This window comes from Curtobacterium sp. MCPF17_031 (assembly GCF_003234035.1).
Lineage (GTDB): Bacteria > Actinomycetota > Actinomycetes > Actinomycetales > Microbacteriaceae > Curtobacterium.
On sequence record NZ_QKSG01000002.1, the window covers coordinates 311,676 to 336,606 of the forward strand.

General features: G+C 71.8%; 31 protein-coding genes and 1 tRNA gene. 12 read left to right on the forward strand and 20 right to left on the reverse strand.

The features are described from left to right. Positions 1–25 precede the first annotated feature (25 nt). From DEJ31_RS04460 to DEJ31_RS04490, 6 genes are all read right to left on the reverse strand, one after another. Positions 26–295 carry a GlsB/YeaQ/YmgE family stress response membrane protein gene (locus DEJ31_RS04460; RefSeq protein WP_111121279.1) on the reverse strand — a complete coding sequence of 90 codons (270 nt, stop codon included), beginning with the start codon at positions 293–295 and terminating at the stop codon, positions 26–28. A 520-nt stretch (positions 296–815) separates the two neighbouring features. Then, on the reverse strand, positions 816–1,379 hold the full coding sequence (locus tag DEJ31_RS04470; RefSeq protein ID WP_110904291.1) for a hypothetical protein: 564 nt from the start codon (positions 1,377–1,379) through the stop codon (positions 816–818). Then, entirely contained in the window at positions 1,376–1,951 is a 576-nt protein-coding gene (locus DEJ31_RS04475) for a DUF6286 domain-containing protein (RefSeq protein ID WP_146236780.1), read from the reverse strand. The genes DEJ31_RS04470 and DEJ31_RS04475 overlap by 4 nt, the downstream gene beginning before the upstream one ends. A gap of 13 nt (positions 1,952–1,964) precedes the next feature. Beyond that, the gene (locus tag DEJ31_RS04480; RefSeq protein ID WP_111121280.1) at positions 1,965–2,282 is read right to left on the reverse strand and encodes a hypothetical protein; all 318 of its coding nucleotides are present in this window, start codon (positions 2,280–2,282) and stop codon (positions 1,965–1,967) included. Further along, positions 2,279–2,470: a hypothetical protein gene (locus DEJ31_RS04485; RefSeq protein WP_111121281.1), complete on the reverse strand. Its 192-nt coding sequence runs from the start codon at positions 2,468–2,470 to the stop codon at positions 2,279–2,281. Before DEJ31_RS04485 ends, DEJ31_RS04480 begins: the two co-directional genes overlap by 4 nt. Further along, entirely contained in the window at positions 2,467–2,925 is a 459-nt protein-coding gene (locus tag DEJ31_RS04490; protein ID WP_110904287.1) for an Asp23/Gls24 family envelope stress response protein, read from the reverse strand. Before DEJ31_RS04490 ends, DEJ31_RS04485 begins: the two co-directional genes overlap by 4 nt. Positions 2,926–3,325: 400 nt before the next feature. On the opposite strand from DEJ31_RS04490, the gene DEJ31_RS04495 reads away from it, so the two are divergent. Then, a complete protein-coding gene (locus tag DEJ31_RS04495) occupies positions 3,326–4,333 on the forward strand; it encodes an AraC family transcriptional regulator (RefSeq protein WP_146236779.1) in 1,008 nt (335 codons plus the stop codon). A 70-nt stretch (positions 4,334–4,403) separates the two neighbouring features. Here the strand turns inward: DEJ31_RS04495 and DEJ31_RS04500 are convergent, their stop codons facing one another. Continuing rightward, positions 4,404–6,320: a family 43 glycosylhydrolase gene (locus DEJ31_RS04500; protein ID WP_181421624.1), complete on the reverse strand. Its 1,917-nt coding sequence runs from the start codon at positions 6,318–6,320 to the stop codon at positions 4,404–4,406. Positions 6,321–6,483: 163 nt separating this feature from the next. Here DEJ31_RS04500 and DEJ31_RS04505 point away from each other — a divergent pair, with 163 nt between their 5' ends. Both DEJ31_RS04505 and DEJ31_RS04510 read left to right on the forward strand, forming a co-directional pair. After that, complete coding sequence (locus tag DEJ31_RS04505) at positions 6,484–6,996, forward strand: DUF427 domain-containing protein (RefSeq protein ID WP_110904284.1); 513 nt, start codon at positions 6,484–6,486, stop codon at positions 6,994–6,996. Beyond that, positions 6,993–7,310 carry a hypothetical protein gene (locus DEJ31_RS04510; RefSeq protein ID WP_146236778.1) on the forward strand — a complete coding sequence of 106 codons (318 nt, stop codon included), beginning with the start codon at positions 6,993–6,995 and terminating at the stop codon, positions 7,308–7,310. Before DEJ31_RS04505 ends, DEJ31_RS04510 begins: the two co-directional genes overlap by 4 nt. 9 nt (positions 7,311–7,319) lie before the next feature. Here DEJ31_RS04510 and DEJ31_RS04515 read toward each other — a convergent pair whose 3' ends face one another. The 3 genes from DEJ31_RS04515 to DEJ31_RS04525 all read right to left on the reverse strand — a co-directional run bounded on the left by DEJ31_RS04515 (position 7,320) and on the right by DEJ31_RS04525 (position 8,780). Then, positions 7,320–7,613 (reverse strand): hypothetical protein, encoded by a 294-nt coding sequence (locus tag DEJ31_RS04515; RefSeq protein WP_110904282.1) that lies wholly within the window; start codon positions 7,611–7,613, stop codon positions 7,320–7,322. A 228-nt stretch (positions 7,614–7,841) separates the two neighbouring features. Then, complete coding sequence (locus DEJ31_RS04520; protein WP_110904281.1) at positions 7,842–8,171, reverse strand: hypothetical protein; 330 nt, start codon at positions 8,169–8,171, stop codon at positions 7,842–7,844. Positions 8,172–8,336: 165 nt separating this feature from the next. Further along, positions 8,337–8,780, reverse strand: a complete 444-nt coding sequence (locus DEJ31_RS04525) for a MarR family winged helix-turn-helix transcriptional regulator (protein ID WP_220034533.1) — start codon at positions 8,778–8,780, stop codon at positions 8,337–8,339. 37 nt (positions 8,781–8,817) lie between these two features. Here DEJ31_RS04525 and DEJ31_RS04530 point away from each other — a divergent pair, with 37 nt between their 5' ends. Then, complete coding sequence (locus DEJ31_RS04530; protein WP_110904279.1) at positions 8,818–9,453, forward strand: MBL fold metallo-hydrolase; 636 nt, start codon at positions 8,818–8,820, stop codon at positions 9,451–9,453. A 94-nt stretch (positions 9,454–9,547) separates the two neighbouring features. Here the strand turns inward: DEJ31_RS04530 and DEJ31_RS04535 are convergent, their stop codons facing one another. Both DEJ31_RS04535 and DEJ31_RS04540 read right to left on the reverse strand, forming a co-directional pair. After that, positions 9,548–10,660: an acyl-CoA desaturase gene (locus tag DEJ31_RS04535; protein WP_110904278.1), complete on the reverse strand. Its 1,113-nt coding sequence runs from the start codon at positions 10,658–10,660 to the stop codon at positions 9,548–9,550. A 264-nt stretch (positions 10,661–10,924) separates the two neighbouring features. Then, complete coding sequence (locus DEJ31_RS04540; protein ID WP_110904277.1) at positions 10,925–11,836, reverse strand: AraC family transcriptional regulator; 912 nt, start codon at positions 11,834–11,836, stop codon at positions 10,925–10,927. Between the two features lie 441 nt (positions 11,837–12,277). Here DEJ31_RS04540 and DEJ31_RS17415 point away from each other — a divergent pair, with 441 nt between their 5' ends. Then, the gene (locus tag DEJ31_RS17415; RefSeq protein ID WP_220033210.1) at positions 12,278–13,243 is read left to right on the forward strand and encodes a helix-turn-helix transcriptional regulator; all 966 of its coding nucleotides are present in this window, start codon (positions 12,278–12,280) and stop codon (positions 13,241–13,243) included. A gap of 93 nt (positions 13,244–13,336) precedes the next feature. Here the strand turns inward: DEJ31_RS17415 and DEJ31_RS04550 are convergent. Continuing rightward, positions 13,337–13,408 (reverse strand) — tRNA-Gln (locus DEJ31_RS04550). Positions 13,409–13,487: 79 nt separating this feature from the next. Here DEJ31_RS04550 and DEJ31_RS04555 point away from each other — a divergent pair. Next, positions 13,488–13,982 (forward strand): MarR family winged helix-turn-helix transcriptional regulator, encoded by a 495-nt coding sequence (locus DEJ31_RS04555; RefSeq protein ID WP_110904117.1) that lies wholly within the window; start codon positions 13,488–13,490, stop codon positions 13,980–13,982. A 27-nt stretch (positions 13,983–14,009) separates the two neighbouring features. Here the strand turns inward: DEJ31_RS04555 and DEJ31_RS04560 are convergent, their stop codons facing one another. The 7 genes from DEJ31_RS04560 to glp form a co-directional block, all read right to left on the reverse strand. Further along, complete coding sequence (locus DEJ31_RS04560) at positions 14,010–15,863, reverse strand: ABC-F family ATP-binding cassette domain-containing protein (protein ID WP_111121282.1); 1,854 nt, start codon at positions 15,861–15,863, stop codon at positions 14,010–14,012. A gap of 207 nt (positions 15,864–16,070) precedes the next feature. Then, complete coding sequence (locus DEJ31_RS04565) at positions 16,071–16,748, reverse strand: hypothetical protein (protein WP_111044726.1); 678 nt, start codon at positions 16,746–16,748, stop codon at positions 16,071–16,073. Further along, positions 16,745–17,143, reverse strand: coding sequence for a PLD nuclease N-terminal domain-containing protein (locus tag DEJ31_RS04570; RefSeq protein WP_110904114.1), 399 nt, complete (start codon positions 17,141–17,143; stop codon positions 16,745–16,747). Before DEJ31_RS04570 ends, DEJ31_RS04565 begins: the two co-directional genes overlap by 4 nt. Before the next feature lie 132 nt (positions 17,144–17,275). Next, the gene (locus DEJ31_RS04575; RefSeq protein ID WP_111044727.1) at positions 17,276–17,713 is read right to left on the reverse strand and encodes a molybdenum cofactor biosynthesis protein MoaE; all 438 of its coding nucleotides are present in this window, start codon (positions 17,711–17,713) and stop codon (positions 17,276–17,278) included. Then, positions 17,710–18,225: a molybdenum cofactor biosynthesis protein B gene (locus DEJ31_RS04580; protein ID WP_111044728.1), complete on the reverse strand. Its 516-nt coding sequence runs from the start codon at positions 18,223–18,225 to the stop codon at positions 17,710–17,712. The genes DEJ31_RS04575 and DEJ31_RS04580 overlap by 4 nt, the downstream gene beginning before the upstream one ends. Then, positions 18,222–18,692 carry a cyclic pyranopterin monophosphate synthase MoaC gene (gene moaC / locus DEJ31_RS04585; RefSeq protein WP_110904112.1) on the reverse strand — a complete coding sequence of 157 codons (471 nt, stop codon included), beginning with the start codon at positions 18,690–18,692 and terminating at the stop codon, positions 18,222–18,224. Before moaC ends, DEJ31_RS04580 begins: the two co-directional genes overlap by 4 nt. Next, entirely contained in the window at positions 18,689–19,993 is a 1,305-nt protein-coding gene (gene glp, locus DEJ31_RS04590) for a gephyrin-like molybdotransferase Glp (protein ID WP_111121283.1), read from the reverse strand. Before glp ends, moaC begins: the two co-directional genes overlap by 4 nt. Positions 19,994–20,114: 121 nt before the next feature. On the opposite strand from glp, the gene DEJ31_RS04595 reads away from it, so the two are divergent. The 6 genes from DEJ31_RS04595 (at position 20,115) to DEJ31_RS04620 (ending at position 24,850) form a co-directional block, all read left to right on the forward strand. Then, complete coding sequence (locus DEJ31_RS04595; RefSeq protein ID WP_111044730.1) at positions 20,115–21,017, forward strand: MTAP family purine nucleoside phosphorylase; 903 nt, start codon at positions 20,115–20,117, stop codon at positions 21,015–21,017. Beyond that, positions 21,014–22,084, forward strand: coding sequence for an NAD(P)-dependent oxidoreductase (locus tag DEJ31_RS04600; RefSeq protein WP_111044731.1), 1,071 nt, complete (start codon positions 21,014–21,016; stop codon positions 22,082–22,084). The genes DEJ31_RS04595 and DEJ31_RS04600 overlap by 4 nt, the downstream gene beginning before the upstream one ends. Before the next feature lie 308 nt (positions 22,085–22,392). After that, a complete protein-coding gene (locus tag DEJ31_RS04605; protein ID WP_309147270.1) occupies positions 22,393–23,178 on the forward strand; it encodes a glycosyltransferase family 2 protein in 786 nt (261 codons plus the stop codon). Continuing rightward, complete coding sequence (locus tag DEJ31_RS04610) at positions 23,175–23,813, forward strand: DUF2064 domain-containing protein (protein ID WP_258366147.1); 639 nt, start codon at positions 23,175–23,177, stop codon at positions 23,811–23,813. Before DEJ31_RS04605 ends, DEJ31_RS04610 begins: the two co-directional genes overlap by 4 nt. Beyond that, positions 23,810–24,478: a bifunctional 2-polyprenyl-6-hydroxyphenol methylase/3-demethylubiquinol 3-O-methyltransferase UbiG gene (locus DEJ31_RS04615; protein WP_110904108.1), complete on the forward strand. Its 669-nt coding sequence runs from the start codon at positions 23,810–23,812 to the stop codon at positions 24,476–24,478. The genes DEJ31_RS04610 and DEJ31_RS04615 overlap by 4 nt, the downstream gene beginning before the upstream one ends. A 123-nt stretch (positions 24,479–24,601) precedes the next feature. Further along, positions 24,602–24,850, forward strand: a complete 249-nt coding sequence (locus DEJ31_RS04620; protein WP_146236759.1) for a hypothetical protein — start codon at positions 24,602–24,604, stop codon at positions 24,848–24,850. Positions 24,851–24,931: the final 81 nt, after the last annotated feature.

A 24,931-nucleotide genomic window follows, 5' to 3' on the forward strand; every position in this document is an offset into this window, starting at 1 on the left:
CCGGCGACGAGCGCCGGGAAAGAGGTCAGGCGCGGGCGCCGCGACGACCGGTGATCGCACCCCAGATGAGGAGGACGATGATCGCACCGACGATCGCGATGATCCACGACTGGATGCTGAAGAAGCCGTCGTAGCCCACGTTGAAGACGAGGCCGCCGAGCCAGCCGCCGATGAGGGCGCCGATGACACCGAGGACGAGCGTGGCGATCCAGCCGCCACCCTGGCGACCGGGGAGGATCAGCTTGGCGATGGCGCCGGCGATGAGGCCGAGCAGGATGAAGCCGAGGAAGCTCATGGGAGTGCCTTTCAGGACGGGCACCGCTCAGGTGCCGTTGTGGAGCAGGTGTGCCGCCCGGAGGGGCAGCGGAGCGGTCGTGATCGACGCTCCCGGATGGGCTGTGCCGATCAGATGCTGTCGAGCAGACCGTCTCGCGACTGCTCTGCGAACAGAGCGGTCATGTCGATGGCTTCGGTCGGGGTGTCCCCGTCAACGAATGAGTTGCTCGCGGGCGTCGAGTGCATCTGACCGGTCCTTCCGTGGTGCTGCGTGTACCACTCCACCATGCTCTCCGGAAAGTAGTTAGGCACACTACACAGTTGATGATGCGTTCAGCGGACACGACGTGGTCGGTCAGCTCTGCGAGCTCGGTGAGGGGGCCCCGACCTGCGAGGAGCGGACCTCGGCGGCGACCGCGATGACGGGGGGTGCGTAGCTGACCACGTTCGTGCGGTCGAGCAGTCGGCCGCGGTGGCCTGGTGGTGGGGGGGGGGAACTGGTGCTGGTGGCGCCGTCGCGCAGGGCCGTGGCACGTCCGTCAGACGACGCGCTTGGCCTTCGAGATGGCCGAGCGGGTGCCGCCAGTGAGGTGGACCAGGATCGGTACCTCGCGACCGAGAGTCCGGTCGAGGGTGGCGATCGCGGAGTCGACGGCGTCGAGGACCGTGACGGCGTCCCCGCCCCGGCGGACCGCGACACGCAGCCGTGCGGCGCGCTGCTTGCGCACCGTGTACATGTCGACCTTCGACGAGACGACGTCGTGCACGCCGGCCAGTTCATGGTCGATGACGTCGCGGACGAGGGCCACGTTGACGGTGACCTCGTCGTCGCCCTGGGCTTCACGGACGGCGACGGCGGTGCCGCCACGGCCGCGTGTGACGACCCAGACGACGGCGAGGACGACCACGACGAGGCAGGCCGCCGCGACGATCCACAGGGACGTCGCGGGGACCTCCACGCGGTCGGGGAACGTCAGGGAGGGCTGCAGCGCATCACGGACGACCGGCAGGACTCCGGCGCCCATGGCCAGGCCGACCACGACGGCGACGAGTCCGAGCACGAACAGGATGATCCGGTTCAGGGTGCGGTTGCTCGAGGTCATGACAGCGCGCCCTTCTCGCTGACACGGACGGTGACGTGGCGGACGAACCGGTCGTCCAGGCGGCCCAGGCGTTCGGCGACGGCGCGCTCGACGGCTGCCGAGTCCACCGGGATGCCGGACATCGGGACGACGTGCACCTCGGTGCGGGCGCCACGGACGCTCGCGGCGGTGTGCGCGTCGGGCACGCCCGCGGCGACGCCGGCGGCGTTCCGGGCGGTCGACGCGATGATCGACGAGTCGATGACCACGGCGCCGCGGTCGTGCGGCACCACTGCGCGGTGCTGACGGCCGGGCTTCAGGGCCAGGACGACGAGGACCACACCCGCGATGACGAGCACCGCGGCGATGACCTCGATCAGGGTGACGAAGGTCGGGTCCGGCTGGAGTGCGGCGTCGACCGCGGTCTGCGGGTCGGCCAGCAGTGGCGCCGCCCCGATCGCTCGGAGGACCGACTCGGTGCCGATCCACGCCGCGACCAGCACGAGCACCACCAACGCCGCGGACACCGCCCTGGAACGGGAACGGTACACGCTGCGGCGACGCAGCCGACGTTCGACGGAACTGCTGCTCATGGGGTTCTCCTCGTCAACGGACCCGGGCATCGCGCTCGCGCACGATCCCGGTCAGTTCGATGCGCGCCGACCCGACGCGACGTCCGGTGAGGGCGCTGACGCGACTCCGGACCTCGGCCGCTGCGGTCGTCGCCGCCTGGACCAGGTCGGTGCCGGCGGCGACCGGACCGGTGATCTCCAGGGCCAACGCCCCGTGAGCGTCGCCGAGCTCCACCCGCACCCGCTTCGCGGGCGCGCCGAGCCGCTCAGCGGCGACGGCGCGCGCGCACGAGGTCAAGGCGCGCGTGGTGATCTCGACCCGGCCCGGCACGGTGCCCGGGCCGCCGGTCACCGGGAGCTCCGACGCCCGGTCAGCACGTCGGTCAGGGCGTTCCGGTCGATCCGGCCGGTGACGAGTGCTGCGACGAGCGCTCCGACGGCGGCGAACACGACGACCAGGACGAAGCCCCAGAAGCCGAACTGCAGCGCGACGACCGCGAGGACGGCGCCGATCAGGGCACCGCTCAGTATGGCGCTCATGCGACTCGCGACTCCTTCTTGTCGTCGTCCTCGTCGTCGTCACCCGGGATGAAGACGTCCTGGATCGTGACGTTCACCTCGGCGACCTCCATGCCGACGATCTGCTCGATGGCGCGGGAGACCGACGCTCGGACGCCCTCGGCGACCTGCTGCAGCGGCACCGGGTACTCGGCGACGATGGTGATGTCCGCGGCGACCTGCTTCTCGCCGACCTCGACCTTGACGCCCTGCGAGAGGTCGCGCTGGCCGATGGCGCCCCGGAGTGCGCCGATGGCACGGGCTGCGCCGCCGCCGAGGCTGTGGACGCCGTTGACCTCGCGGGCGGCGATGCCGGCCACCTTCGAGACGACGGTGTCGTCGATGAGGGTCTTGCCGGTGGCGCCGCGGTCGCCGGTGTCCATCGACGTCGTCGCGCTGGTGGCGAGGATGGTCGGGGTGGTCGTGGTGTCGGCCATGGTGGCTCCTTCCGAGTGGCCCGCCGGGTGTTCCCAGCGGGTGCTGTTCACGGATGAGACGGGCTGGGGAGGACGTTCGTCACGGCCTCGTCGCGACTTCCAGCCGCATTCCAGGAACGCGCCGTTCCCACGGTCAGACCTGTACCCCGAACCGGATTCCGTGCCGATGTCGACTCCGACGGTGCGCGGCGCGCGGGAACCGGACCGGGTGCCCGCAGTCAGCGGTCGCTTCCTTACCATTTCTATGACGAGAGCGTCAACCCCTGAACGCCTGACGGACAACTGGGTACCGTTTCAGTCAGCGAGTTTCGCTCGGCGTCCAGTGCATCGAACGTCAACGGAGCGCTGACAGGGACAGCAGCGACCCGACCGCCCTCCGGTGGTCGACAGGGAGACGATCATGACCAGCACGCTCGACGTCACCGCCCGACGGGCGGAGACCAACACGTGGGCTACCGACACGGTGCGACCCGTGCGGATCGAGGCGTCCGGGACCTCGAGCGACGCGGTCGTCGCCGACATCGGTCGTCTGTACGACGGACGCGAATGGCAGGCCCGGACCACCAGCCATCCCTTCGCCTACCGTTACAGCGCCGTGGGCGACCGGGACGTGACACTCCGCCGGTCCCAGATCGGTGGACACATCCGCGGAGCGATCCCCCGCTCACCTGACTACGTCGTGCAGTGGATCACGTCCGGGCAGGGGGTTCCTGACGTCACGCAGGACCGGGTGCCACTGCAGCTCGACGTGCCGATGCTCTTCCCGACCTGCCGTGAGTTCGTCTTCGAGTACGAGGACTACGACCAACGGCTCGTGCACCTGTCGCGCCCGCTCGTGCACGAGGTCGCGGACGAGATGTTCCACACCGGTCAGGTCACCGACCTCGGCATCGACCACCTCCGCACGCTCGACCCCACAGCCGTCACCCAATGGCGGAACAGCCTCGCGCTGCTCTCCCGGGAGCTCCGGACCGGCGGGGTCGACACCCTGCTCTGGCACACCCTGACGCGTGGGACCGCGGCTGCGTTCCTCCGGATGTACCCGCCGACGGTGACGGCCCTGCCGCCCGCCGTGCTGCTGCCCCGACGGGCACGTCTCCGCGCCGCCGTCGAGTACATCCACGAGCACGTGGCGGAGCCGATGAGCGTCTCGGACATCGCCGGCGCCGCCGGACTGAGTGTCCGTGCCACCCAGGAGGCGTTCCAGCGGCACCTGGACCAGACGCCGATGACGTACCTGCTCCGGACCCGACTCGAGCGGGTCCGCCGGGATCTGCTGCAGGCCGATCCCTCCGGCACGTCCGTCCAGACGGTCGCCCGCCGCTGGGGCTTCGCGCACCTCGGCCGCTTCTCGGCGGCCTACCGGAACGAGTTCGGCGAGTACCCGCGGGCAACGCTGCGGAGCTGAGCGGGTCCCACTCCGGCAGACGGCCGACGGGCCCGGTGCAGTCGCACCGGGCCCGCCCGTCGTTCGTCGTCTAGCGGACCGACCGCACGGTGCTGACCCGCAGGTCCTCGAACGTGCTCGTCGAACCGGCACCGCCCAGGGAGATGAGCCCGACCCGCGGTGTCGACCCGAGGTCCGCCGTCCAGGTGCCGCCGCGCACGAAGTGCCGACCGTCGACGCTGGTGTACGCCGTGTACCGGTGCTCACCGTCGACGAGCCGGTGCACGATCCGGAGCGTGGTGGCCCCACCGACCGGCCCGACGACCATGTTGCCGTAGGTCGGCGCGCCCTCGGGCTGCCCGCTGACCTGCTTGCCGAACTCCGTCTGTCGGGTGTTGAAGATCGAGTTGGAGACGAGTCGGACGTAGTTCCCGTCATCGCCGTAGACCACGAGCCCGCCCTGCCGGTAGTTGAACGAGTCGCCGGTGGCCGGGGTGTCCATCCGTACGCGGGTCTCGACGACGTAGTCACCGGCGGGTGCCGCTTCGGTCAGCACCGACGCGAGCGGGGTCTGCGGTGGGTGCAGGTCCGCGTCCTGGGTCTGCCATGAGAACGACCCGCCCCCGACCCGGTAGGTCGACGGATCGGGCTGCCGCGTCCAGGTGAGCGTCGGCGGCAGCGCGTCACCCCGGAAGTCGGTGGACAGGGACCGGATCGTGCGCGCCGGCACGTCGACCGGGGCGAGGCGCGGACGGTACGCCGATCGCTGCCCCGGCTGCGCAGCCGGAGCGGGCTGCACCGAGTCCGACGGTCCTGCTCCACCGCGGACGACCGGCCAGCCGCCGATCCAGTCGAGTGGGTCGATGAGCGCCGGACGCTTCGTGTACCCGGTCTGCCCCGCGTAGTACGGGTCGTTGCGGTCCACGGCGTGGTAGATCATCCAGTCCTGACCCGCGAAGTCGGTGACCACCGTGTTGTGACCGGTACCCACCCAGCGGTTGCCGTTCTGTGCGAGCAGGGGCGAGCCTCCGACCCGGGTGTCCGTGATCGCGACGCCGTCACGGTCGCGGAAGGGTCCGAGCGGGCTCTTCGAGCGGGCGACGAAGACGCCGTACCCGGTGAGCGAGCCGTTGCAGCAGTTCGTCGCGGAGCCCATGTAGTACCACCAGCCGCCGTGCCGCATGAGGTACGAGCCCTCGTAGCGGTTGTCGATCGCGATCTGCCGCTCGGTCTCCGGCAGCGAGCGCAGTCCGTCCGCGGTGAGCTGTCGGACGTGCACGCCGCCGAAGTAGCTCCCGAAGTACAGGTAGGTGTGACCGGAGTCGGTGATGACCTCGGGGTCGAACGACCACCGGAAGCCGTCTCCGTTCGGCGCGGTCTGCGGTGCCACGACGGGACCGCCGGAATCCGTCCACGGGCCGGTCGGGCTGCTGCTCGTCGCGACGCCGATCGCCGATCCGCCGCCGGCGGGGCCGGTCGCCGACGGGGTGTCCGACGCCGTGTAGTAGAGGAACCAGGTGCGGCCGCGCTGGACGACGTCGGGCGCCCAGATGCCGTTGGCGTCGCCGACCCAGGCCGGCTTGGTGGTGAACGCGTCGCCGACGTACGTCCAGTCCGTCAGGTTCGTGGACCGGTAGGTCGGGACGCTGTGCTGCACGAGCTCGCCGGTGGCGGTCTCCTCCGTCGCCGTCAGGGCGTCGGTCGTGCAGTACAGGTACCAGTTGCGGTCGCGGCCCACCCCGTGGATCGCGGTCGGGTCGGCGCAGCTCGCCGCCGTCTGGCCGTCCGGGAGGCGCAGTGCCATCGGGTTCTGGTGGGTCGCCGCCGGCGCGTGGCCGCGTCCGGCGGTGGCAGCGGCGCTGGTCACCGCACTGGTCGACGGAGTACCGGTCGAGGCAGCACTGGTGGTTGCGGTGGTCGGTGGTGGTGCGGCGGTCGCAGGTCCGGCCAGGGCCTGCGCCCCGACGATGGTCACGGCCGCGAGGGTGATCGCGATGGTTCGGCGCACGGGACAGCCTCTCGTCGTTGAGGAGGTGGTGTCCGCGAGCGTAGCCCCGCCGCGCTCCGGAGGCCAGGGGCATCGTCCGGATCCTCGCGCCGATCGCACGGGCCGACGTCCCAGCTGGTGACGAGCCTCCAGTCCGTCGGTTCCGACGGGTAGAACTGGGGACATGACCCGACGCAGCCCGAGCCACCCCACCCCCGACGTCCCCGGACCCGGCCAGGAGTCGGTGTGGGACTACCCGCGTCCGCCGCGCATCGAGCGGACCGCATCCCGCGTCGTCGTGCGGCTCGGCGGCCAGGTCGTCGCAGACACGACCGGCGCGGTCCGCGTGCTCGAGACCAGCCACCCGCCGGTGTACTACCTGCCGATCTCGGACTTCGCGCCCGACGCCCTCGTCCCCACGAGCGGGTCGAGCATGTGCGAGTTCAAGGGCAGCGCCTCGTACTTCGACGTGCACGGCGGCGACCAGGTCGTCCGGCGTGGTGCCTGGACCTACCCGACGCCGTGGCAGGGGTACGGCGAGCTGCGCGACCTGGTGGCCGTGTACCCGTCGCAGATGGACTCGTGCGAGGTCGCCGGTGAGCGCGTCCGCGCGCAGGAGGGCGACTTCTACGGTGGTTGGATCACCGCGGACATCGTCGGGCCGTTCAAGGGCGAGCCCGGGACGCTCGGGTGGTGACGGGGGCTCCACTGCCGTCCGGCACCACCCGTCGTCGCGTCGAGCTCCGCCTGCACAGGCCGTGGTTCGCCTGGGGTGCGCGGCCGACCGTCAGCGTGGACGGCGTCGGACAGCCGGCGCAGTGGGGGTCCGGCACCTGGGTGCTGCCGGACGAGGGCACCGTCGAGTTCGCCGTCTTCTGCGTCAACCGCAGCTGGCGGTTCGGTGCCGCCTCGATCCGCCTCGACGCCACGACTGCCGCGGGCGCGGTCATCGCGTACCGCGCTGGCAGACTGCCCGTCGGGGCGGGGACGCTGGTCGTGGAGCGCAGCTGACGGAGCCAGTCAGGCCCGCTCGGACCGCCGCGCCGTCAGGAAGCGGGTGCGCTCGGCGAGGTCGTCGACGAACTCCTGGTGCTCGGGCTCGAGCAGGTCGTCCGCGGCGGGTTCCGCGAGGAGGGGGACGCCCGGGCCGAGGAACACCTCGACGGCGATCGGCACGCCCGCGATGTCGACGGCGGGGATCGCGACGAGGTCGCTGCTGCCCGTCTGCCCGAGCGCGACCGCGTACCGCATCACGGCGGAGGCGGCGGCACTGCTGGTGAGGACGGATGTCAGTCCGTAGACGACGTACTTCATGGCGAGCCGGTTCTGACCAGTTCGATGCGTGCACGGCGGAGGCCGGCGGTGGTGTGCACAGGTGTGGACCCCCAGGGGGGTGGGGCACCCGCAACCGAGTCAGGGCAACGGTCTCGTCGGGAACGCACGTATCGGGATGGTCCGTACTCGGCACAATGTACACCGGTGGTACGACTGCGACGGTGGCGGGCACCCAGCCACCATCCGGGCCGTCGTCGGCAGCGGCGGTCAGCCCGGTGCCGCCACGAGGACCACGAGCACGGCTGCCAACCCGACGGCGACGATCCCCAGGTCGAGGACCGCGAGTGTCACCAGGCGCGTCCGCAGGGGGCGGACGGCCCCGCGGACGACGACCATCGTGAGGAACAGGACCACGACCACCACCAGGGCCGGCCACCCCACCGCTGGCTGCCGGATGCCCATCAGGACCATGACCACCGCGACCAGGACCGTCGTGACTGCTCCCCACACGAGCCAGTTCGACCCCGAGCGCGTGCGGAGCGCCGGCTGGTCACCGACGCGCGTCGGGTCGGGTCGTGGTTGCTGGTCGTCGGACACGATCCGGACGGTACGCCGAGCGGGGTGACGACCCGTGCGGGGTCGGTCCTGTCGCGGCGGTGACGGGGTCGCGGCCGGACGGGAGGCGCGGGGCGGGCCCGCACCGCGCCTCCCGTCCGTCGCCCATCACCCGTCACCGGTCACCGGGCGCCCGTCCGAGAGCTGTCAGCTGCCGTCCGTCTCGAGCGCCGCGGTGAGCTTGACGATCGCGTCGGCCGCGTGGGCGAGGGTGGCGCGCTCCTCCGGGGTGAGCGCGCGTTCGGCGGCAGCCAGGACACGGGCGGAACGGCGGATCCGGAGCTCGTCGATCACGGTCCGGCCGGCGTCGGTCAACGAGACCAGGACCCCTCGTGCGTCGGTCGGGTCCGGGGTCCGCTCGACGAGCCCCTGCGCCTCGAGGTCGGCGACCGTGACCCGCATCGACTGGTGCCGCACCCGTCGGAGTCGCGCCAGCGCGGCGATGCTCTGGGCACCGTCGCGGGCCAGGAAACCGAGCGTCTCGACCTGGCCCTCCGGAGTGGCCTCGGAGCGGCGGACGGCGCGGGTGCTGTCCCCGATCGCGCGCCGCAGGGCGTTCGCGTCGTCGAGCGTGAAGTCGCGAAGGGCCATGAGCGGAAGTGTACAGGGTGGCTGTACACTTCCGCTCATGGAACTCACCAAGCACACCCACGCCACCGTGGTCCTCCGCGACGGCGACCGCAGCGTCCTCCTCGACCCGGGCGCCTACACGCCGACGTCCGCCGACCTCGTGGCCGCCGCCGACGCCGTGCTCATCACGCACGACCACCCCGACCACTTCGACGCCGACGTCCTCAGCGCGGCCCTCGACGCGCAGCCGGGCCTCCGCATCTGGGCGCCGGCGTCCGTCGTCGACGCGCTCGGCGACCACGACGGCCGTGTGGTCGCCGTCTCCCCCGGCGACACGATCACTGCGGGCGGCTTCGAGGTCCGCGTGTTCGGCGGCGACCACGCCGTCATCCACGCCGACGTGCCGCCGATGACCAACGTCGGGTTCCTGGTCGACGGCCGCGTCTTCCACCCGGGCGACTCGTACACGGTGCCGGGCGTGCCGGTCGAGACGCTGCTCGTGCCGACCTCCGGGCCGTGGGCGAAGCTCGGCGAACTCGTCGACTTCGTGCGGGCCGTGCAGCCGACGCGGGCCGTGCAGATCCACGACCTGATGCTCAGCGAGATCGGCAAGGGCTCGTTCGCGCAGTTCGCCGGTCAGCTCACCGGGGTGGACCTGGTGACACTGGCGGACGGCGAGACGATCACGGTCTGAGCAGCCCGGACGACGAACGGCCCGCGGGCCGACTCGAGGTGGTCGGCTGGCGGTCCGTTCGGTCATGCCGGCCGGGCGGCCGGCTCCGCCGAGGTCAGCTGATGCGGAGCTCGCTGGTCATCGGGCAGTCGAACGGGTCGCGGGCGGCGAGTCCGACGCGGTTCAGGTACCGGACGACGATGCCGTAGGAGCGCAGCAGCGTGGTCTCGGTGTAGGGCACGTCGAGGCTGTCGCAGTGGTCGCGGACCAGGAGCCGTGCCTGCTGCAACGCGGGGCGGGGCATCGAGGGGAACAGGTGGTGCTCGACCTGGTAGTTCAGGCCGCCCATCAGGAACGACACCCACCAGCCACCGCGGATGTTGCGCGACGTGCGGACCTGACGGGAGAAGAAGTCGACCTTCGCGTCGTGCGCGATGGTCGGCATGCCCTTGTGGTTCGGGGCGAACGAGGCGCCCATCATCACGCCGAACACGGCCAGCTGCACCCCGAGGAACGCACACGCCATCCCGAACGGCAGGAACACGAAGACCACGGGCAGGTAGATCGCGAACCGGGCGAGGAGCATGACGCCCTCGACGATGCGGTCGCGGCGGTCGCTCTTCCCGTCGACACCGCGGAGCACCGAGGTGACCGCATGCCGGTGCAGGTTGATGCCCTCGAGGGTCAGGAGCGGGAAGAACAGCCACCCCTGGTGCCGCACGAGCCAGCGCATCGGTCCGGTCGTCGCGGCCGCGTCCTCGGGGATGAAGACGACGCCGTCCGGCGCGATGTCCGGGTCCTTGCCGACGGTGTTCGGGTTGCCGTGGTGCCGGGTGTGCTTGTTCATCCACCACGAGTACGACAGGCCGACGACGAACGTGCCGAGCCAGCGGCCCGCACGGTCGTTCCACTTGCGGGAGTCGAACACCTGCCGGTGGGCCGCCTCGTGCGACAGGAACGCGAACTGGGTGAACAGCACGCCGAGCGCGCCCGCCACGATCAGCTGGAACCACGAGGAGCCGAGCTGCGCGAAGACGACCCAGCAGGCCGCGGACGCCACGACGAGGGCGGCGAAGACGGACCAGTAGAAGCCACGGCGGCGTCGGAGGAGCCCGGCGTCCTTCACCTGCTGCAGCAGTGCCGAGTAGGTCGACGTACCACCGGCGCGCGGCCCGTTCGCGGTGCCGGTCTTCCGGTAGGGGCTGGTGATCACGGACTCGGTGGACATTGGGGTGCTCCCGTCGACGGCGCTGGCGGATGCCCATCTCGCGATGTGGACAGATCGACCGTACTGAGGACCCGACGCCAGCCGCAAACATGCCCGTTCCTCAGGTCGATGCCCTCGAACGTCCCGATCCGCGGTCCTGCCCGGATCCGCGGGCAGGACCACCGCCGGCCGATCCCGGAACTCACGGACGACCTCCAGCGTCCGGACGTCGTCGTGGCCACGGCGTCCAGTTCGCACCCCTGTCCACCGCCCGACCGCCGACGCTCAGCGGGTGCCTTCCTCGATCCCGTACACCTCGCGCCGCATGCGGGTGAAACGTCCCTGGTTGCTGAAGCCCCACTTCTCAGCGACGGCCTTGATGGTCCGGGTCGGGTCGTGGAGCAGCTCCCGGTGAGCCTCGGCGAGTCGGGCGCGGCGCAGGTAGGTCATCGGCGTCATGTCGAGGTGCCGCTGGAAGCCGGCCTGCAGGCCGCGCGGCGACACCCGGGCGGCTGCGGCGATGTCCGCCATCGTGATCGCGTCGGCCAGGTGCGAGTCCATGTACGCGACGGCCCGGCGCACGGTCGCTTTCCCGGCCCCGATGCCCGGAGGGACGCGGGTGATCACCTCGAACGGCAGTGCGGTCGTCGCCAACGCCAACAGGTAGTCGAACGCAGCGGTGCGGATGATGTCGTTCTCGAACGCGGACTCGACCTGCACCACGCTCCGGTGGACGTGTGACACGGCCTGGACCCACAGGGCAGCGTGCTCGGGCCGAGGGTGGTGTCCCTGCAACCGGACGATGCCACTGTCCGCGCCGTTCGCTCGGACCGCGCGGCGGATGAGCGAGGCTTCGGGCAGGTTCACGACGAGCAGTTCCGAACCGTTGTACTCCGCGGCGGTCTCCTCCTGGCCGAAGATCACGCCCCCGGCGTTCCCACCGTCACCATGGATGGTCCGGAGGCGACCGCCGAGCAGCATCGCCGAGGTGAAGACACCTTCGGGCTCGACGGTCACCTGAGCATGGAACCCCATCGTGAGGCGAGCGAGGCTGAGCTGTTCGTCGCCGCGGATGTCGGCCTGGAAGTGCACCTTGCCCCGCGGGGGGTCGAACCGCACCTTCGGGTACATCTGCCCGAGCACGGACGCGACGGTGTCGATGTCATCCGTGTCGTGCTGCAGCGTGAGCGTGGTCATCGCGAGTGGTCTCCTACCTGCTCTGCTTGCAACCAGACCTCCCCACGCTAGACCCGGCGGCACCCATGCCTGCACCTCGGTCTTGCCGCGGGGCGGCTTCCTCCCGGCGCGCTCCGCGGATCAGGCGCGGAGCGAGCGCGTCACGAAACCGCGTTCCGGGGACTCTTGTTGAGCAGAGCCGCGGGCCTCCGTACGGTGGAGGAACCGGGCCAATTTGCGGTCTTGTCGTCACGATGGTCTCCGCGGCATGTGGAACGCTGGCACAGCAGGACGGTCCGGCAGCGATGAGGCCTTCACAGCCTCATGGAAGGCCGGTCCCATGACCGCCACAACTGTGTTCCTGCCCTCCGCACTCGTCCACGAGGGCACTCCTCGCACGGCGGGCGCCACTGGGCTCGGGAGAACCGGCAGACTCTGGTTCCACGTCCTCGGGGAGACGCGGTGACGACCGACGCGCTGGCGGAGACCCCGGTCCGTCCGATCGTCGCAGTCGCTGGCACCGACACCGACGGTGCCATCCAAGACCTCGCCGGCATGTACGCCGGCCGCGCGTGGCACTCCTCGCCGGTCAGCTCCGACTACTGGTACAAGTACGTGGGCGTCGGCGACGGCCAGATGAGCATCCGACGTTCCCAGATGCACGGTCGTCTCCGGGGCGACGTCGCTGTCGAGGGCGAGGTCGTCGTGCAGTGGATCGACTCCGGTGACGCCCGTGTCGATGTCGGCCGTGACGAAGTGCAGATGCAACCGGGCGTCCCGACGCTGTTCCCGATCGAGCAGCGGTTCGAGATGGCGTACGAGGACTGGGATCAGCGTCTCGTACACCTGAACCGAGACCTCGTTCTCGATGTCGCCGCCGAGCAGCACCTGGTCGACGGCACGCTCGGGTTCGACCGCAGCGTCACGCCCACAGCCAGCGCAGTAATTCGATGGCGCAGCTCGGTTGCTGCTGCGATGCAGGCGCTGCGCTCAGGCGGAACCTCCTCCCTGGCATGGCACGAGGCGCAGCGCGACGTCGCCCGATCGCTGTTCGGGCTCTACCGGTTCCAGAGCGAAGGGTTCCCCCACGGTTACGGGGACCGCAAGAACGTGCGCGTCCGGAGGGCGGTCGAGTTCATCCACGAGCACGCCGGGGAGCCGTTGAGCGTCGCGGACATCGCCCGAGCGGCCGATCTCAGTGTTCGCGGACTCCAGGAGTCGTTCCAGCGCATCCTCGATCGCACACCGATGACGTACCTCCGCGAAGTGCGACTCCGCCACGTCCACGCCGATCTCCTGCACGCGGACCCGATCGCCACTTCCGTCGCGGACGTCGCGTCGAGATGGGGGTTCGCGCACATGGGCAGGTTCTCCAACGCGTACCTCCAGCGATTCGGCGAGTACCCGCGGGTGACCCTCCGCCGTTGACCGAGATGCTGCTGGCCGACGAGCAGGCGCGGTCATGGACCCGTTCACTCCCGCCCGCGGCGGCACGACATCGGTGACGCACCACGGCTACAGCTCCGCCTCCAGGATTCGAACCCGGACCTAACGGCACCAAAGGCCGTCGTGCTGCCATTACACCAAGGCGGAACGCCCCCGCAGGAGCCAGACCATCCTCCCATGTGCCCGACACTGGTCGTGCGCCGCCGATCCACGCCATGATGGACGGATGCCGCCAGAGGACGAGGTCGACCGGATCGTCGCGGCGTGGGGTCGGGAGCGTCCGGACCTGGACTTCGCTCCGCTCGACGTCCTGTCGCGGGTGGATCGACTCGCTCGGCACCTGGACCGCGCCCGACGTCAGGCGTTCGAGGCCGGCGGGATGGAGCCGTGGGAGTTCGACGTCCTGTCGGCACTGCGGCGCGCGGGCGACCCGTACGAGTTGAGCCCCAAGGCGCTCCTCCAGCAGACCCTGGTGACGAGTGGCACGATGACGAACCGGGTGGACCGCCTCGCCGCCCGCGGGCTCGTCGCTCGCCGGACGGACCCCCGTGACGGCCGAGGCGTCCTCGTGTCCTTGACGCCGACGGGTCGGAGCGCGGTGGACGCGGCGATCGCGGACCTGCTGCAAGCCGAGCGAGCGATCCTCGCCGGGGTGTCCGACGGCGAGCGGGGCCAGCTGGCGGCACTGCTCCGGCGACTGATCCTGGGCCTGGGCGACTAGCGCTCGGCTCGACCGGCGCGGAGAGTCTCACACCCCGAGCTGCTCCGCGACCTCGAGCCACCGCTCCTCGAGCTGCTCCACCTCGGCGTCCAGCGCGGTCAGCTCCGCCTGCAGCTTGCCGAGCCCCTCGTAGTCCGACTGGTCGTGCGCGGCGAACGCGTCGAGCCGCTTCTTCCGGTCCTGGGCGAGCTTGCCGATGCGGCGGTCGAGCGCCGACATCTCCTTCTCCACCACGCGACGCTCGGCGCCGGACAGGGTCGGCGTAGCCGTCGCCGCTGCCGGACGCAGCCCCGAGGCGGCGGCGACGGCCGAGGACCCGGCCGTGTCGGGCCTCCCGGCCGATGCCGCGGCAGCAGCCGACGCGGTCCCGCCGCCGGTGCCCGCGGCACGCAGCTTCATGTACTCGTCGACGCCACCGGGCAGGTGGCGGAGGTGCCCGCCGAGGACGGCGTACTGCTGGTCGGTGACGCGCTCGAGCAGGTACCGGTCGTGGCTGACGACCAGCAGCGTGCCCGGCCAGGTGTCGAGGAGGTCCTCCATCGCGGCCAGCATGTCCGTGTCGAGGTCGTTCGTCGGCTCGTCGAGGATCAGCACGTTCGGCTCGTCGAGCAGGATGAGCATCAGCTGGAGGCGCCGCTTCTGCCCACCGGACAGGTCCTTCACCGGGGTGGAGAGCTGCTCCGACGTGAACCCGAGGCGCTCGAGCAGCTGCGACGGCGTCATCTCCTTGCCGTCGGCGACGTAGCTGGTCTTCTTGCGCGCCACGACCTCGCGGACGCGGTCGTCGGCGAACTGGGCGAGGTCGGCGAGCTGCTGGTCGAGGACCGCGATCTGCACCGTCTTGCCCGTCTTCACCCGGCCGGTCGTCGGCTGCAGCTTGCCGGAGACGAGGTTGAGCAGCGTGGACTTGCCGGCGCCGTTCGGGCCGAGGATGCCGGTCCGCTCACCGGGCGCGATGCGCCACTCGATGTCCTCGATGATCATCGTGCCGTCGAAGGACACGCCTGCATCGATGAGGTCGACCACGTCCTTGCCCAGGCGCGCCGTCGCCATCTGGGACAGTGCGACCGTGTCACGGATCGGCGGAACGTCGTCGATGAGGGCGTTCGCCGCGTCGATGCGGAACTTCGGCTTGCTCGTGCGGGCCGGGGCGCCGCGGCGCAGCCAGGCGAGCTCCTTGCGGGCCAGGTTCTGCCGGCGCTGCTCGCTCGACGCAGCCTGCCGGTCACGCTCGACGCGCTGCAGGATGTACGCCGCGTAGCCGCCCTCGAAGGGCTCGACGACGCCGTCGTGCACCTCCCACGTGTCGGTGGACACGGCGTCCAGGAACCACCGGTCGTGGGTCACGACGACCATGCCGCCCTGGTTCGCGGACCAGCGGCGGTTGATGTGCTCGGCCAGCCACTGGATGCCCTCGACGTCCAGGTGGTTGGTCGGCTCGTCGAGGAACAGCACGTCCCAGTCCCCGACCAGGAGGCGCGCCAACGCCACGCGACGCCGCTGCCCGCCCGACAGCTCGTCCACCGTGACGTCCCACGGGATGTCCGACACCAGGCCGCCGATGACGTCGCGGATCTTCGCGTCGCCGGCCCACTCGTGCTCCGCGAGGTCGCCCACGACGACCTGCCCGACGGTCTCGCCCTCCGGCAGGATGTCCCGCTGGTCCAGGTAGCCGATCGTCACCCCGCGACGGTGCGTCACCCGACCGTCGTCCGGTTCGAGGCGCTGCGCGAGCAGGGCGAGCAACGTCGACTTGCCGTCGCCGTTGCGCCCGACCACGCCGATCCGGTCGCCCTCGTCGAGGCCGATGGTCACGCTGTCGAAGACGACACGGGTGGGGAACTCGAGATGCACGTTCTCGGCGCCGAGGAGATGAGCCACCTGACCAGGGTAGGCGGACGCGGGGGTCGCGTCCGCCAGGGGTGGGTGTCAGGCGGGGGCGGCTGGCCGGTTCCGGCCGGCGGGCCGGTTCCGGCTGGCTGCGCACAACGAGATCCGGCTCGCGCCATGGGATCCCGTGGCGCGAGCCCGATGTCGTTGTGCGGGTCCGGCTCGCGCCGGGTACGGCGGCCGGCCGGGAGGCGCGGCTCAGGCCGTCCGGTCGAGGAACGCCCGCCAGTGCTCCCGCTGGATCATCACGACGAGGAACATCGCCCCGAACACGAGCGCGAGGATGCCTTCGACCCAGAGCATGAAGTCGTCACGCGCGGCGAGGGACTGCCCCGCTGCCAACGGCACCCACCCCGCGGTGAACCAGAGCGTCCACTCGCTCTGCCGCAGGCGCAGGAGCGCCAGACGTCGGAGCGCCCGGACCCGATGCGGCTCCGCGGGTGCACGACCACGGAGGACACGGTCGACCTCCCGCCGCTCGCGCATCGACATCCCGGACAGCGGGTCGGACCACATCGCCCGCCACGAGTGCGCCCGGCCGGTCCGCACGATCCGCGCGACCCCGATCGCCCACACAACGAGACCCAGCACGAAGACGCCCGAGCCGATGAGGAACTGCGTGTCGGACGGCCGTCGGGCGGGCATCGTCGTCTGCACGGCCAGCCACGCCCCGGCCGCAGCAGCGAGGACGACGACTGCGGCCGCCGCCGCCAGCCGGACACGACGACGCCGGCTGTGCTCCGGGTCACTCGGCGTCGGTGGTTCGTCGCCGCCCGACAGGACGGCGGACCGCTGGTCCACCAGGTCCCACCGGCGGTCGTCGAGGGACAGCGGTGGCACGTCGGCCCAGGCGTCCGGCCTGGAGGCCCTGCTCACGTCGCCGGGGTCGGGTCGCCCTCGCCGGCGGCTTCCTTCGCCCGCTTCAGGCGCGCCTGCGCCTCCCAGTACTCGATCTCGCGCTCGAGTTCGGCGAGTTCCTGCTCGGTGCTCGAGACGCGCTTGTCCCCGTGGGCGCTCTTCGCGGCGCCGAGGGTGGCGTAGCGGTCCTCGTGGCGGGTGGGTTCGATGTACCGGCCGTGGTTCCGAGGACCGGCAGCCCAGTCGTGCCCGATCGCGAACCAGACGATGCTGCCGACGACGGGCAGCAGGATCACGAGGATGATCCACGCGACCTTCGGCAGGCCCCGGACCTCGCTGTCGGTGCGCGTGATGATGTCGATCAACGCGAACACGAGCAGGACGACGCTCACGCCGGACAGCAGGATTCCCATGGCTCCGGATCCTATGGGTGTGCTGAGTCCAGCCGCTACGCCCGCCTTCGTGGGGTGGTGCGGCTGGTCACTCCGCCGAAGCGACAGATCAGCCGCAGAGTCCGGCGCTGATCTGTCGCTTTCGCGGAGAGGTCAGAGCGCGGCGACCCACTCGTCGGAACCGTCCGTGAAGCGCTGGTGCTTCCAGATCGGCACCTGCTCCTTCACCAGGTCGATCAAGGCAGCGCAGGCTGCGAAGGCCTCAGCACGGTGTCCGGACGCCACGGCTGCGGCGAGCGCGACGTCCCCGATGCCGAGGGCGCCCACGCGGTGCAGCACGGCGATCCGGACCTCGGGGTGCTGTTCGGCAATTGTCCGGGCGACCGAGGCGATGACGTCACCGGCGCTCGGGTGCCGCTCGTAGTCGAGAGCGGTGACGCCCTTGCCGCCGTCGTGGTCGCGTACGACGCCGGCGAACGTGACCACGGCACCGTCCTGGTCGGAGGCCACGACCGCGGACACCTCGTCGACGGTGATGTCGCGGTCGACGACGTCCGCCACGACGACCCGCTCGGCCGCGGTGGCGCTCACGAGGCGCTCCGCGGGGCGTGCCCGTCGCCGTGCAGCTGGGCGAGCAGGTGGTCGAGGAGTCCGTCGAGCACGGCCAGCCCGTCGGCGACCCCGCCGCGGGACCCGGGCAGCGTGACGACGAAGGCCCGGCCGCCGACGACCCCGGCGACTCCGCGGCTGAGCAGTGCGGTGGGGCCGGCTCCGGCGAGACCGCGGCGCCGGATCTCCTCGACGATGCCGGGGAGCTCCAGGTCGAGCAGCGGCGCGACGGCTTCGGGGGTGCGGTCGGTCGGGGTGACACCGGTGCCGCCCGTGGTGATGACGACGCGGGCGCCACCGCTGACGGCTGCGGTGAGGGTGTCGGCGACGGGACCGCCGTCCGGGACGATCGCCGGGTCGCCGACGGTGAACCCGCGGGTGCGGAGCCACTCGGCGATGACCGGTCCGGTGCGGTCGAGCGCGGGGTCGGTGGCGGCCGAGGTGGACACGACGAGGACGGCCGCGCGGCCCTGGTCGGTTGCGGCGTCGGTCACGATGCGCTCCAGTCGCCGGAACGGCCGCCGTGCTTCTCGAGCACGCGGACATCGGTGATCGACGCCGCCCGGTCGACGGCCTTGACCATGTCGTACACGGTCAGGGCAGCGACGCTCGCGCCGGTCAGGGCTTCCATCTCGACTCCGGTGCGGGAGGTCGTGCGGACGGACACCTGGATCACGACGCGGTCGTCGGCGCCGGTGATGTCGACCTCGACTCCGGCGATCGGCAGCGGGTGGCAGAGCGGGATGAGGTCGGACGTCTTCTTCACCGCCATGATCGCCGCGATCCGGGCGGTGCCGATCACCTCGCCCTTGGGCAGCGAGCCGTCGAGGATGCGGGCGACGACGTCCGCCCGGGTCACGAGTGTGGCGGTGGCGGTGGCGGACCGAGCGGTGACGTCCTTGTCGGAGACGTCCACCATGTGCGCGCTGCCGTCGGCGCGGACGTGGGACAGGTCGGTCATCGGATGCTCCAGACGGTCAGGACGTCGCCCGCGTCGACCTGACTGGTGCCGACCGGGACGTGGACGAGGTGTGTGGCCTCCGCGTAGTGCCAGAGCAGGTGTGAGCTGGGCCCGCCGACGAACTGCACGCGGCCGTCCACGATCGTGCCGCGCCGGACCTGGTGCTTGCCTGCGGGTGAGGTGGCGGAGTCGGCGCTGGGCACGTCGGTGCTCGGACGGGCACCGGGCAGGCCGGCGGCGCGGGCGAGGACCGGGCGGAGGAACACCTCGAAGGACACCAGCGCCGAGACGGGGTTGCCGGGGAAGGCGACGACGGGCACCGACCGGCCGGCGATCGTCACGCTGCCCAGGGCCTGGGGACCGCCGGGCTGCATCGCGACCGGCGTGACCTCGAGTCCGCGGGGCTCGAGTGCCTGCCGGACGACCTCGTACGCCCCCGCGCTGATGCCACCCGTGGTGAGGACGAGGTCGGCCCACTCCCCCACGGCGCGGTCGAGCTCGTCGACGAACCGTTCGGGGTCGTCGGGCACCCGGACGCGGCGGGTCTCGACGCCCACCTCGGTGAGTGCGGCGGACAGCGCCACCCCGTTCGCGTCGCCGATGACCGCACCGGCGCTCAGGTCGACGGCCGCCCTGACGCCCGCACGGACGCCCGCGGCATCGTCGTCGAGCAGTTCACTGCCGGTCGACACGACGAGCACCCGGGGACGGCGGAACACATCGACCGCGGCGACCCCTGCCCCGGCGAGCGCGCCGAGGACGGCGGGAGTCAGAGGTTGCCCGGCACGCGCGATGGATGCTCCGGCGCGGAGGTCCGATCCGGCGACGCGCACGAAGGTCCCCGCGACGAGGTCGTGCGGTACCGGGACGGACTCGGTGTCGAGGGCCGCGGGGAAGGAGCCGGCCGGGGTCGACTCCACCGGGAACACGGCATCGGCACCGGCGGGGACACGTGCTCCGGTCATGATCGGTGCCGCGGTGCCCGGCTCGAGTGGCGGGGGCACGAAGCCGGCCGGGATCGGCGCCCCGACCCGGAGCGTGGTGCCGGCATCAGCAGCACGGACGGCGAAACCGTCCATCTGGCTGTTGTCGAACGCCGGCAGCGGCGTCGGGGCGGGGACGGCCTTCGCGAGGACCCGGTACCCGCGCCCCGCGCCGGACGCGACCGCCAGGTCGACCACGGACACCGTCTCGACCGACGCAGAACCCGACCCCGACCCGGGCCCCGCTCCATGTCCGCCGGGCAGCACCGGCTCGACGAGCGCCTGGACTGCTTCCCGGTGCTGACCGATCGTTCGCACGCGCGCCTCCGAATGGTCGTGACGCGGCGCATCGGATGACGCACCGCTCGCGGGCCGTTCCTGGCCCGCATCTGTAGCGTAACGACGGCGGCGACCAGCGCCGAGGACGACCGGAGGACCTGTGGAGAACGAGAAGACGGCAACGATCGGAGTGATCGGTGGTTCCGGCCTGTACGAGCTGTTCGAGCCCGGGACCGCGGACGAGATCGACGTCCCGACGCCCTTCGGCGCGACCTCGAGCCCGATCAGCATCGGCACGATGTCCGGCCGTCGGGTCGCGTTCCTCACCCGGCACGGCCGGACGCACTCGGTCGCCCCGCACCGGATCGAGCACCGCGCGAACCTCTGGGCGCTGCGGTCGCTCGGCGTCCGGGCCGTGGTGTCCTCCAGCGCCGTCGGTGGTCTGCACCCCGACTACGCCCCCGGCACCTTCGTGGTGACGGACCAGCTGATCGACCGGACCTGGGGCCGCGCCGACACCTACTTCGAGGACGAGGTGCAGCACCTCTCCTTCGCCGACCCGTTCGACCCGGTGCTGCGCCGTGCCGCGATCGACGCCATCGCGGCGCTCGATGTGCCGTTCCGTCCGACGGGCACCTGCGTCGTCATCCAGGGCCCGCGGTTCTCGAGTCGTGCCGAGTCCGTCTGGATGCGCGAGGCTGGCGGCCACACCATCAACATGACGATGTCGCCCGAGGTCCCCCTGGCCGCCGAGCTCGGCATCGGCACGGTGAACCTGTCGTTCGTCACCGACGCCGACGCGGGTCTCGCGCCGGCCGCGGACGAGACTGCCGCGGGCGCAGCGGCCGGCGACGACCAGGCCGCCACCCAGGCGCCGGTCACGCACCAGGCCTCCACCGAGGCCCCGGTCACACACCAGGCCGTGATGGACCGCCTGGCCCGCGCGAACGAGGTGATCGTCCGGGCGATCGGCTCGATCGTCGCCGCGGTCCCCGACGACTACACGCCGCGCGAACTCGTCCCGGCGAGCGCCTCCGCCCGCGTGCTGGAACTCCGCCCGTGACCCGCCTGCTGGTCACCGGCGGCGCCGGCTTCATCGGCTCGACCATCGTCCGGCAGGCCCTGGCCGCCGGGTACGAGGTCCGGGTCCTGGACTCCCTCCGCACTGACGTGCACGGCGACCCGGAGGCCGTGGTCACCGCCCACCGCACCGCCGGCATCGAGCTGGTGCACGGTGACGTCCGCGACCGGGTGGCCCTCGACGCCGCCCTCCACGAGGTCGACGTGGTCTGCCACCAGGCCGCCAAGGTCGGGCTCGGCGTCGACTTCCAGGACGCGCCGGACTACGTCTCCAGCAACGACGCCGGCACCGCGCACGTGCTCGCCGCGATGGACCGCCTGGACCTCGGACGGCTCGTGGTCGCCAGTTCCATGGTCGTCTACGGCGAAGGCGCGTACACGACCGCCGACGGCGAACCCCTCCGACCGCCGGCGCGCCGCCGCGAGGACCTGGACGCCGGGCAGTTCGACCCGATCGGTCCGGACGGGCACCCCCTGCTTCCGGGTCTGATCGACGAGTCGGCAGCGCTCGACCCGCGGAACGTCTACGCGCAGACGAAGGTCGCGCAGGAGCAGCTCGCCTCCTCCTGGGCGCGTGCCACCGGCGGACGAGCGGTCGCGCTGCGTTACCACAACGTGTACGGCCCGGGCATGCCCGCGAACACGCCCTACGCGGGCGTCGCGTCCTTGTTCCGCTCGGCCCTGGCCCGCGGCGAGGCACCCCGGGTCTTCGAGGACGGTGCACAGCGCCGTGACTTCGTGCACGTCGACGACGTCGCCGGTGCGAACCTCGCGGCGATCGCCGCGACCGAGTCCGCACCGTCGGAGTCCTTCCGGGCGTTCAACGTCGGCTCCGGCACGGTCCACACGATCGGTGAGATGGCCGCAGCGATCGCCGGTCCGGACGGCCCGCAGCCGGTCGTCACGGGCGAGTACCGCCTGGGCGACGTCCGGCACGTGACCGCGTCCTCGGCGCGCATCGCCGAGGAGCTCGGCTGGCAGGCGCAGGTCGACTTCACGCAGGGCATGCGCGACTTCGCGACGGCACCGCTCCGCGCAGCGGTGCGCTGACGCAACCGGGCGCGAACCGGACACGGATCGATCCCGGCCGCCGGTCCCGGCCCGACCACGCATCGGACGGGAGGCACGTCCCCCACCCGGGGCGCGCCTCCCGTCCGACTCGCCGCGCGACCGCAACCGCGGTGCGGAGATCGGCCATCGGAGCGCACGACCACGTACCCCGACCAGCGACGTCGTGTTGGGTTGGGTGCATGACACAACACCCCGCAGCGGACGCCGTCGGACCCGCACCGACGCGCCCGGCTGACGCGGTCACGACTCCGACCCATCGCTCCGAGGACCCGCACCGAATGGTCTCCATGAGCGTCGACGTGATCCTCCCCTGCCTCGACGAGGCGGACGCACTGCCGTCCGTCATCGGCCGCCTCCCCGAGGGGTACCGGGCCGTGGTCGTCGACAACGGTTCGACCGACGGCTCGGCCGACGTCGCCCGCGCCCACGGCGCCCTCGTCGTCACCGAGCCGGTCCGCGGCTTCGGGTCGGCCTGCGCCGCCGGCGTCGCCGCCGCGACCGCCGACTACGTGGCCTTCTGCGACGCCGACGCGTCGATGGACCCGGCCGAACTCCCCGCCCTCGTGCAGCGCGTCGCGGACGGCCGGGTCGACCTGGCCCTCGGCCGCCGCGTCCCCACCACCCGCGGGGCCTGGGCACCGCACGCACGCTTCGCGAACCGTGTCCTCGCCGTCCTGATGCGGCGCGCGACCGGCTACCGCCTGACCGACCTCGGTCCGATGCGCGTGATGCGCCGCGAGGACCTGGTCGCCCTCGACCTCCGGGACCGTCGCAGCGGTTACCCGCTCGAGATGGTGCTCGCCGCGCACGCCGCCGGCTGGCGTGTGGACGAGTCGGACATCGGGTACGCGCAGCGCATCGGCGACAGCAAGGTCACCGGGACCCTCCGCGGCACGGTCAACGCCGTCAAGGACATGTCGCGCCTCCTCCGTGCGTACCGTCGGGAGGCCCGCACCCGGTCCGCCGCACCCGTGTCGGTCCGCCAGCGCGCCGCCTCCGCATCCCCCGCGGCCGCATCGCCCGCGGCCGAGCAGTCGGCGGCCGAGCAGTCGGCGGCGGAGGTCCGCTCGTGACCGGCATCACCGTGGCCGTCGTCGCCAAGGAGTGCCTGCCCGGCAAGGTGAAGACACGCCTGACCCCCGCCCTGACGCCCGAGGGTGCGGCCAGGGTCGCCGCCGCCAGCCTCGCCGACACGCTCGCCACGGTGTCGGCCCTGCCGGCAGCCCGTCGAGTCCTCTTCTACGACGGTGACGTCCTGCCCGAGGGCGCGGACGGCTTCGACGTCCTGCACCAGCCCGGCGGCGGACTCGACGAGCGCCTGGGCTTCCTGTTCGACACCGTGCAGGAGCCGCTGCTCCTGGTCGGCATGGACACCCCGCAGGTGTCGGTCGACGCCCTCGCCCCCGTGTTCGACGGCGCCGAGCGCGACGCGTGGTTCGGTCCGGCCGAGGACGGCGGCTTCTGGTCCCTGTTCATGCGGGAACCCACCGGCGACCTGATCCGCGGCGTGCCGATGTCGCAGGACGACACCGGGGCCGTGCAGCTCGATCGGTTGCGGTCCGCCGGGCTCGACACGGGCCTCCTGGCCGAGTTGCTCGACGTCGACACGCTGCCGGACGCCGAGCGCGTCGCGGCACTCGCTCCCACCACGCGGTTCGCGGCGGCCCTGGCCGACGAGTCCGCGACGACCTCCGGAGATGTCCGATGACCGACACGACCAGCACCCTGCAGGCCTTCGGGGCCGGCGGCGACGAGCCCTACACGCGGGCCCTGCGCTCCGACGGACGACTCCGCCTGACCGATCCCGACCGTCCGGGCGAGGTCGTCACGATGGACGTCGGACGCTGGAGCGCCGCGGCGGACCGGGTCGACCGGTCCCTGCTCGAGGGAGCCGACGGCCCGGTCATCGACCTCGGTTGCGGTCCGGGTCGGATGCTGGTCGCCGCACTGCGGATGGGTGTTCCGGCACTCGGCGTCGACGTCTCGGCCGAGGCCGTCGCCATCGCCACCCGGTCCGGCGGCCGGGCCGTCCAGGGTTCGGTGTTCGAGCCGGTGCCCGACGAGGGGCGCTGGGACACCGCGCTCGTCATCGACGGCAACATCGGCATCGGCGGCGACCCCGTCGCCCTGCTCGCCCGTGCGGCCGAGATCGTCCGGGCCGGTGGCCGGGTCGTCGTCGAGACGAACCGCGACGTCGACGTCGATCGCGCCTACGTCGCCACCGTGACGGACACGGACGGCCACGCGAGCTCCGCCTTCCCGTGGGCCGAGGTCGGACTCACCGCGCTGCAGGTCCACGCCGCGACGGCCGGGCTGACCGTTCGGCAGAGCTGGACCGACGGCGGTCGACACTTCTGTGAGCTCATCGCCTGACGCCACGTCGTTGTTTTGCATGATGCAAGAGAAGAACGTACAGTGTTACCCAGCAGTCGATGGTGTCGCGGACCCGTCGGCTCGATGGTCGCGGCACCTCGGCACGACAGCGAGGAGAGCACCATGAGCACCTTCCCCCTCGGCGGGACCTTCGTCAGCGGACTCCGTCAGCGCGACGAGCTCGGCACCTACACCTCGACCGGGCGTGCGCTGCGCGTCGACACCGAGACCGGTACCTACACGGGCGTTCAAGCCGGACGCATCGGTCGGTTCGTGGACACCCAGTTCCGTCGCCCGGGCACGGCGACGTCGAGCACGCGGACCGTCACCGGGTCCGTCCGTACCGCGACCGGGTCGTTCCGCACGGCCTGACCCGACCGCCGCCCGCGCTCGTCCCGCCGGGACCCCGCACGGTTCTCCACAACCGTGGGCGCGTCCACCGCGGCGATGCCA

Coding starts and splice junctions, on each gene's coding strand:
- DEJ31_RS04605 (WP_309147270.1), top strand. CDS start 22,393: ATGAGCGTCGACGTGATCCTCCCCTGCCTCGACGAGGCGGACGCACTG.
- DEJ31_RS04515 (WP_110904282.1), bottom strand. CDS start 7,613: ATGAAGTACGTCGTCTACGGACTGACATCCGTCCTCACCAGCAGTGCC.
- DEJ31_RS04535 (WP_110904278.1), bottom strand. CDS start 10,660: ATGTCCACCGAGTCCGTGATCACCAGCCCCTACCGGAAGACCGGCACC.
- DEJ31_RS04570 (WP_110904114.1), bottom strand. CDS start 17,143: ATGGGAATCCTGCTGTCCGGCGTGAGCGTCGTCCTGCTCGTGTTCGCG.
- DEJ31_RS04540 (WP_110904277.1), bottom strand. CDS start 11,836: ATGACCACGCTCACGCTGCAGCACGACACGGATGACATCGACACCGTC.
- DEJ31_RS04615 (WP_110904108.1), top strand. CDS start 23,810: ATGACCGACACGACCAGCACCCTGCAGGCCTTCGGGGCCGGCGGCGAC.
- DEJ31_RS04460 (WP_111121279.1), bottom strand. CDS start 295: ATGAGCTTCCTCGGCTTCATCCTGCTCGGCCTCATCGCCGGCGCCATC.
- DEJ31_RS04485 (WP_111121281.1), bottom strand. CDS start 2,470: ATGAGCGCCATACTGAGCGGTGCCCTGATCGGCGCCGTCCTCGCGGTC.
- DEJ31_RS04530 (WP_110904279.1), top strand. CDS start 8,818: ATGGAACTCACCAAGCACACCCACGCCACCGTGGTCCTCCGCGACGGC.
- DEJ31_RS04505 (WP_110904284.1), top strand. CDS start 6,484: ATGACCCGACGCAGCCCGAGCCACCCCACCCCCGACGTCCCCGGACCC.
- DEJ31_RS04495 (WP_146236779.1), top strand. CDS start 3,326: ATGACCAGCACGCTCGACGTCACCGCCCGACGGGCGGAGACCAACACG.
- DEJ31_RS04555 (WP_110904117.1), top strand. CDS start 13,488: ATGCCGCCAGAGGACGAGGTCGACCGGATCGTCGCGGCGTGGGGTCGG.
- DEJ31_RS04525 (WP_220034533.1), bottom strand. CDS start 8,780: ATGGCCCTTCGCGACTTCACGCTCGACGACGCGAACGCCCTGCGGCGC.
- DEJ31_RS04475 (WP_146236780.1), bottom strand. CDS start 1,951: ATGAGCAGCAGTTCCGTCGAACGTCGGCTGCGTCGCCGCAGCGTGTAC.
- DEJ31_RS04490 (WP_110904287.1), bottom strand. CDS start 2,925: ATGGCCGACACCACGACCACCCCGACCATCCTCGCCACCAGCGCGACG.
- DEJ31_RS04470 (WP_110904291.1), bottom strand. CDS start 1,379: ATGACCTCGAGCAACCGCACCCTGAACCGGATCATCCTGTTCGTGCTC.
- DEJ31_RS04620 (WP_146236759.1), top strand. CDS start 24,602: ATGAGCACCTTCCCCCTCGGCGGGACCTTCGTCAGCGGACTCCGTCAG.
- moaC (WP_110904112.1), bottom strand. CDS start 18,692: ATGACCGACCTGTCCCACGTCCGCGCCGACGGCAGCGCGCACATGGTG.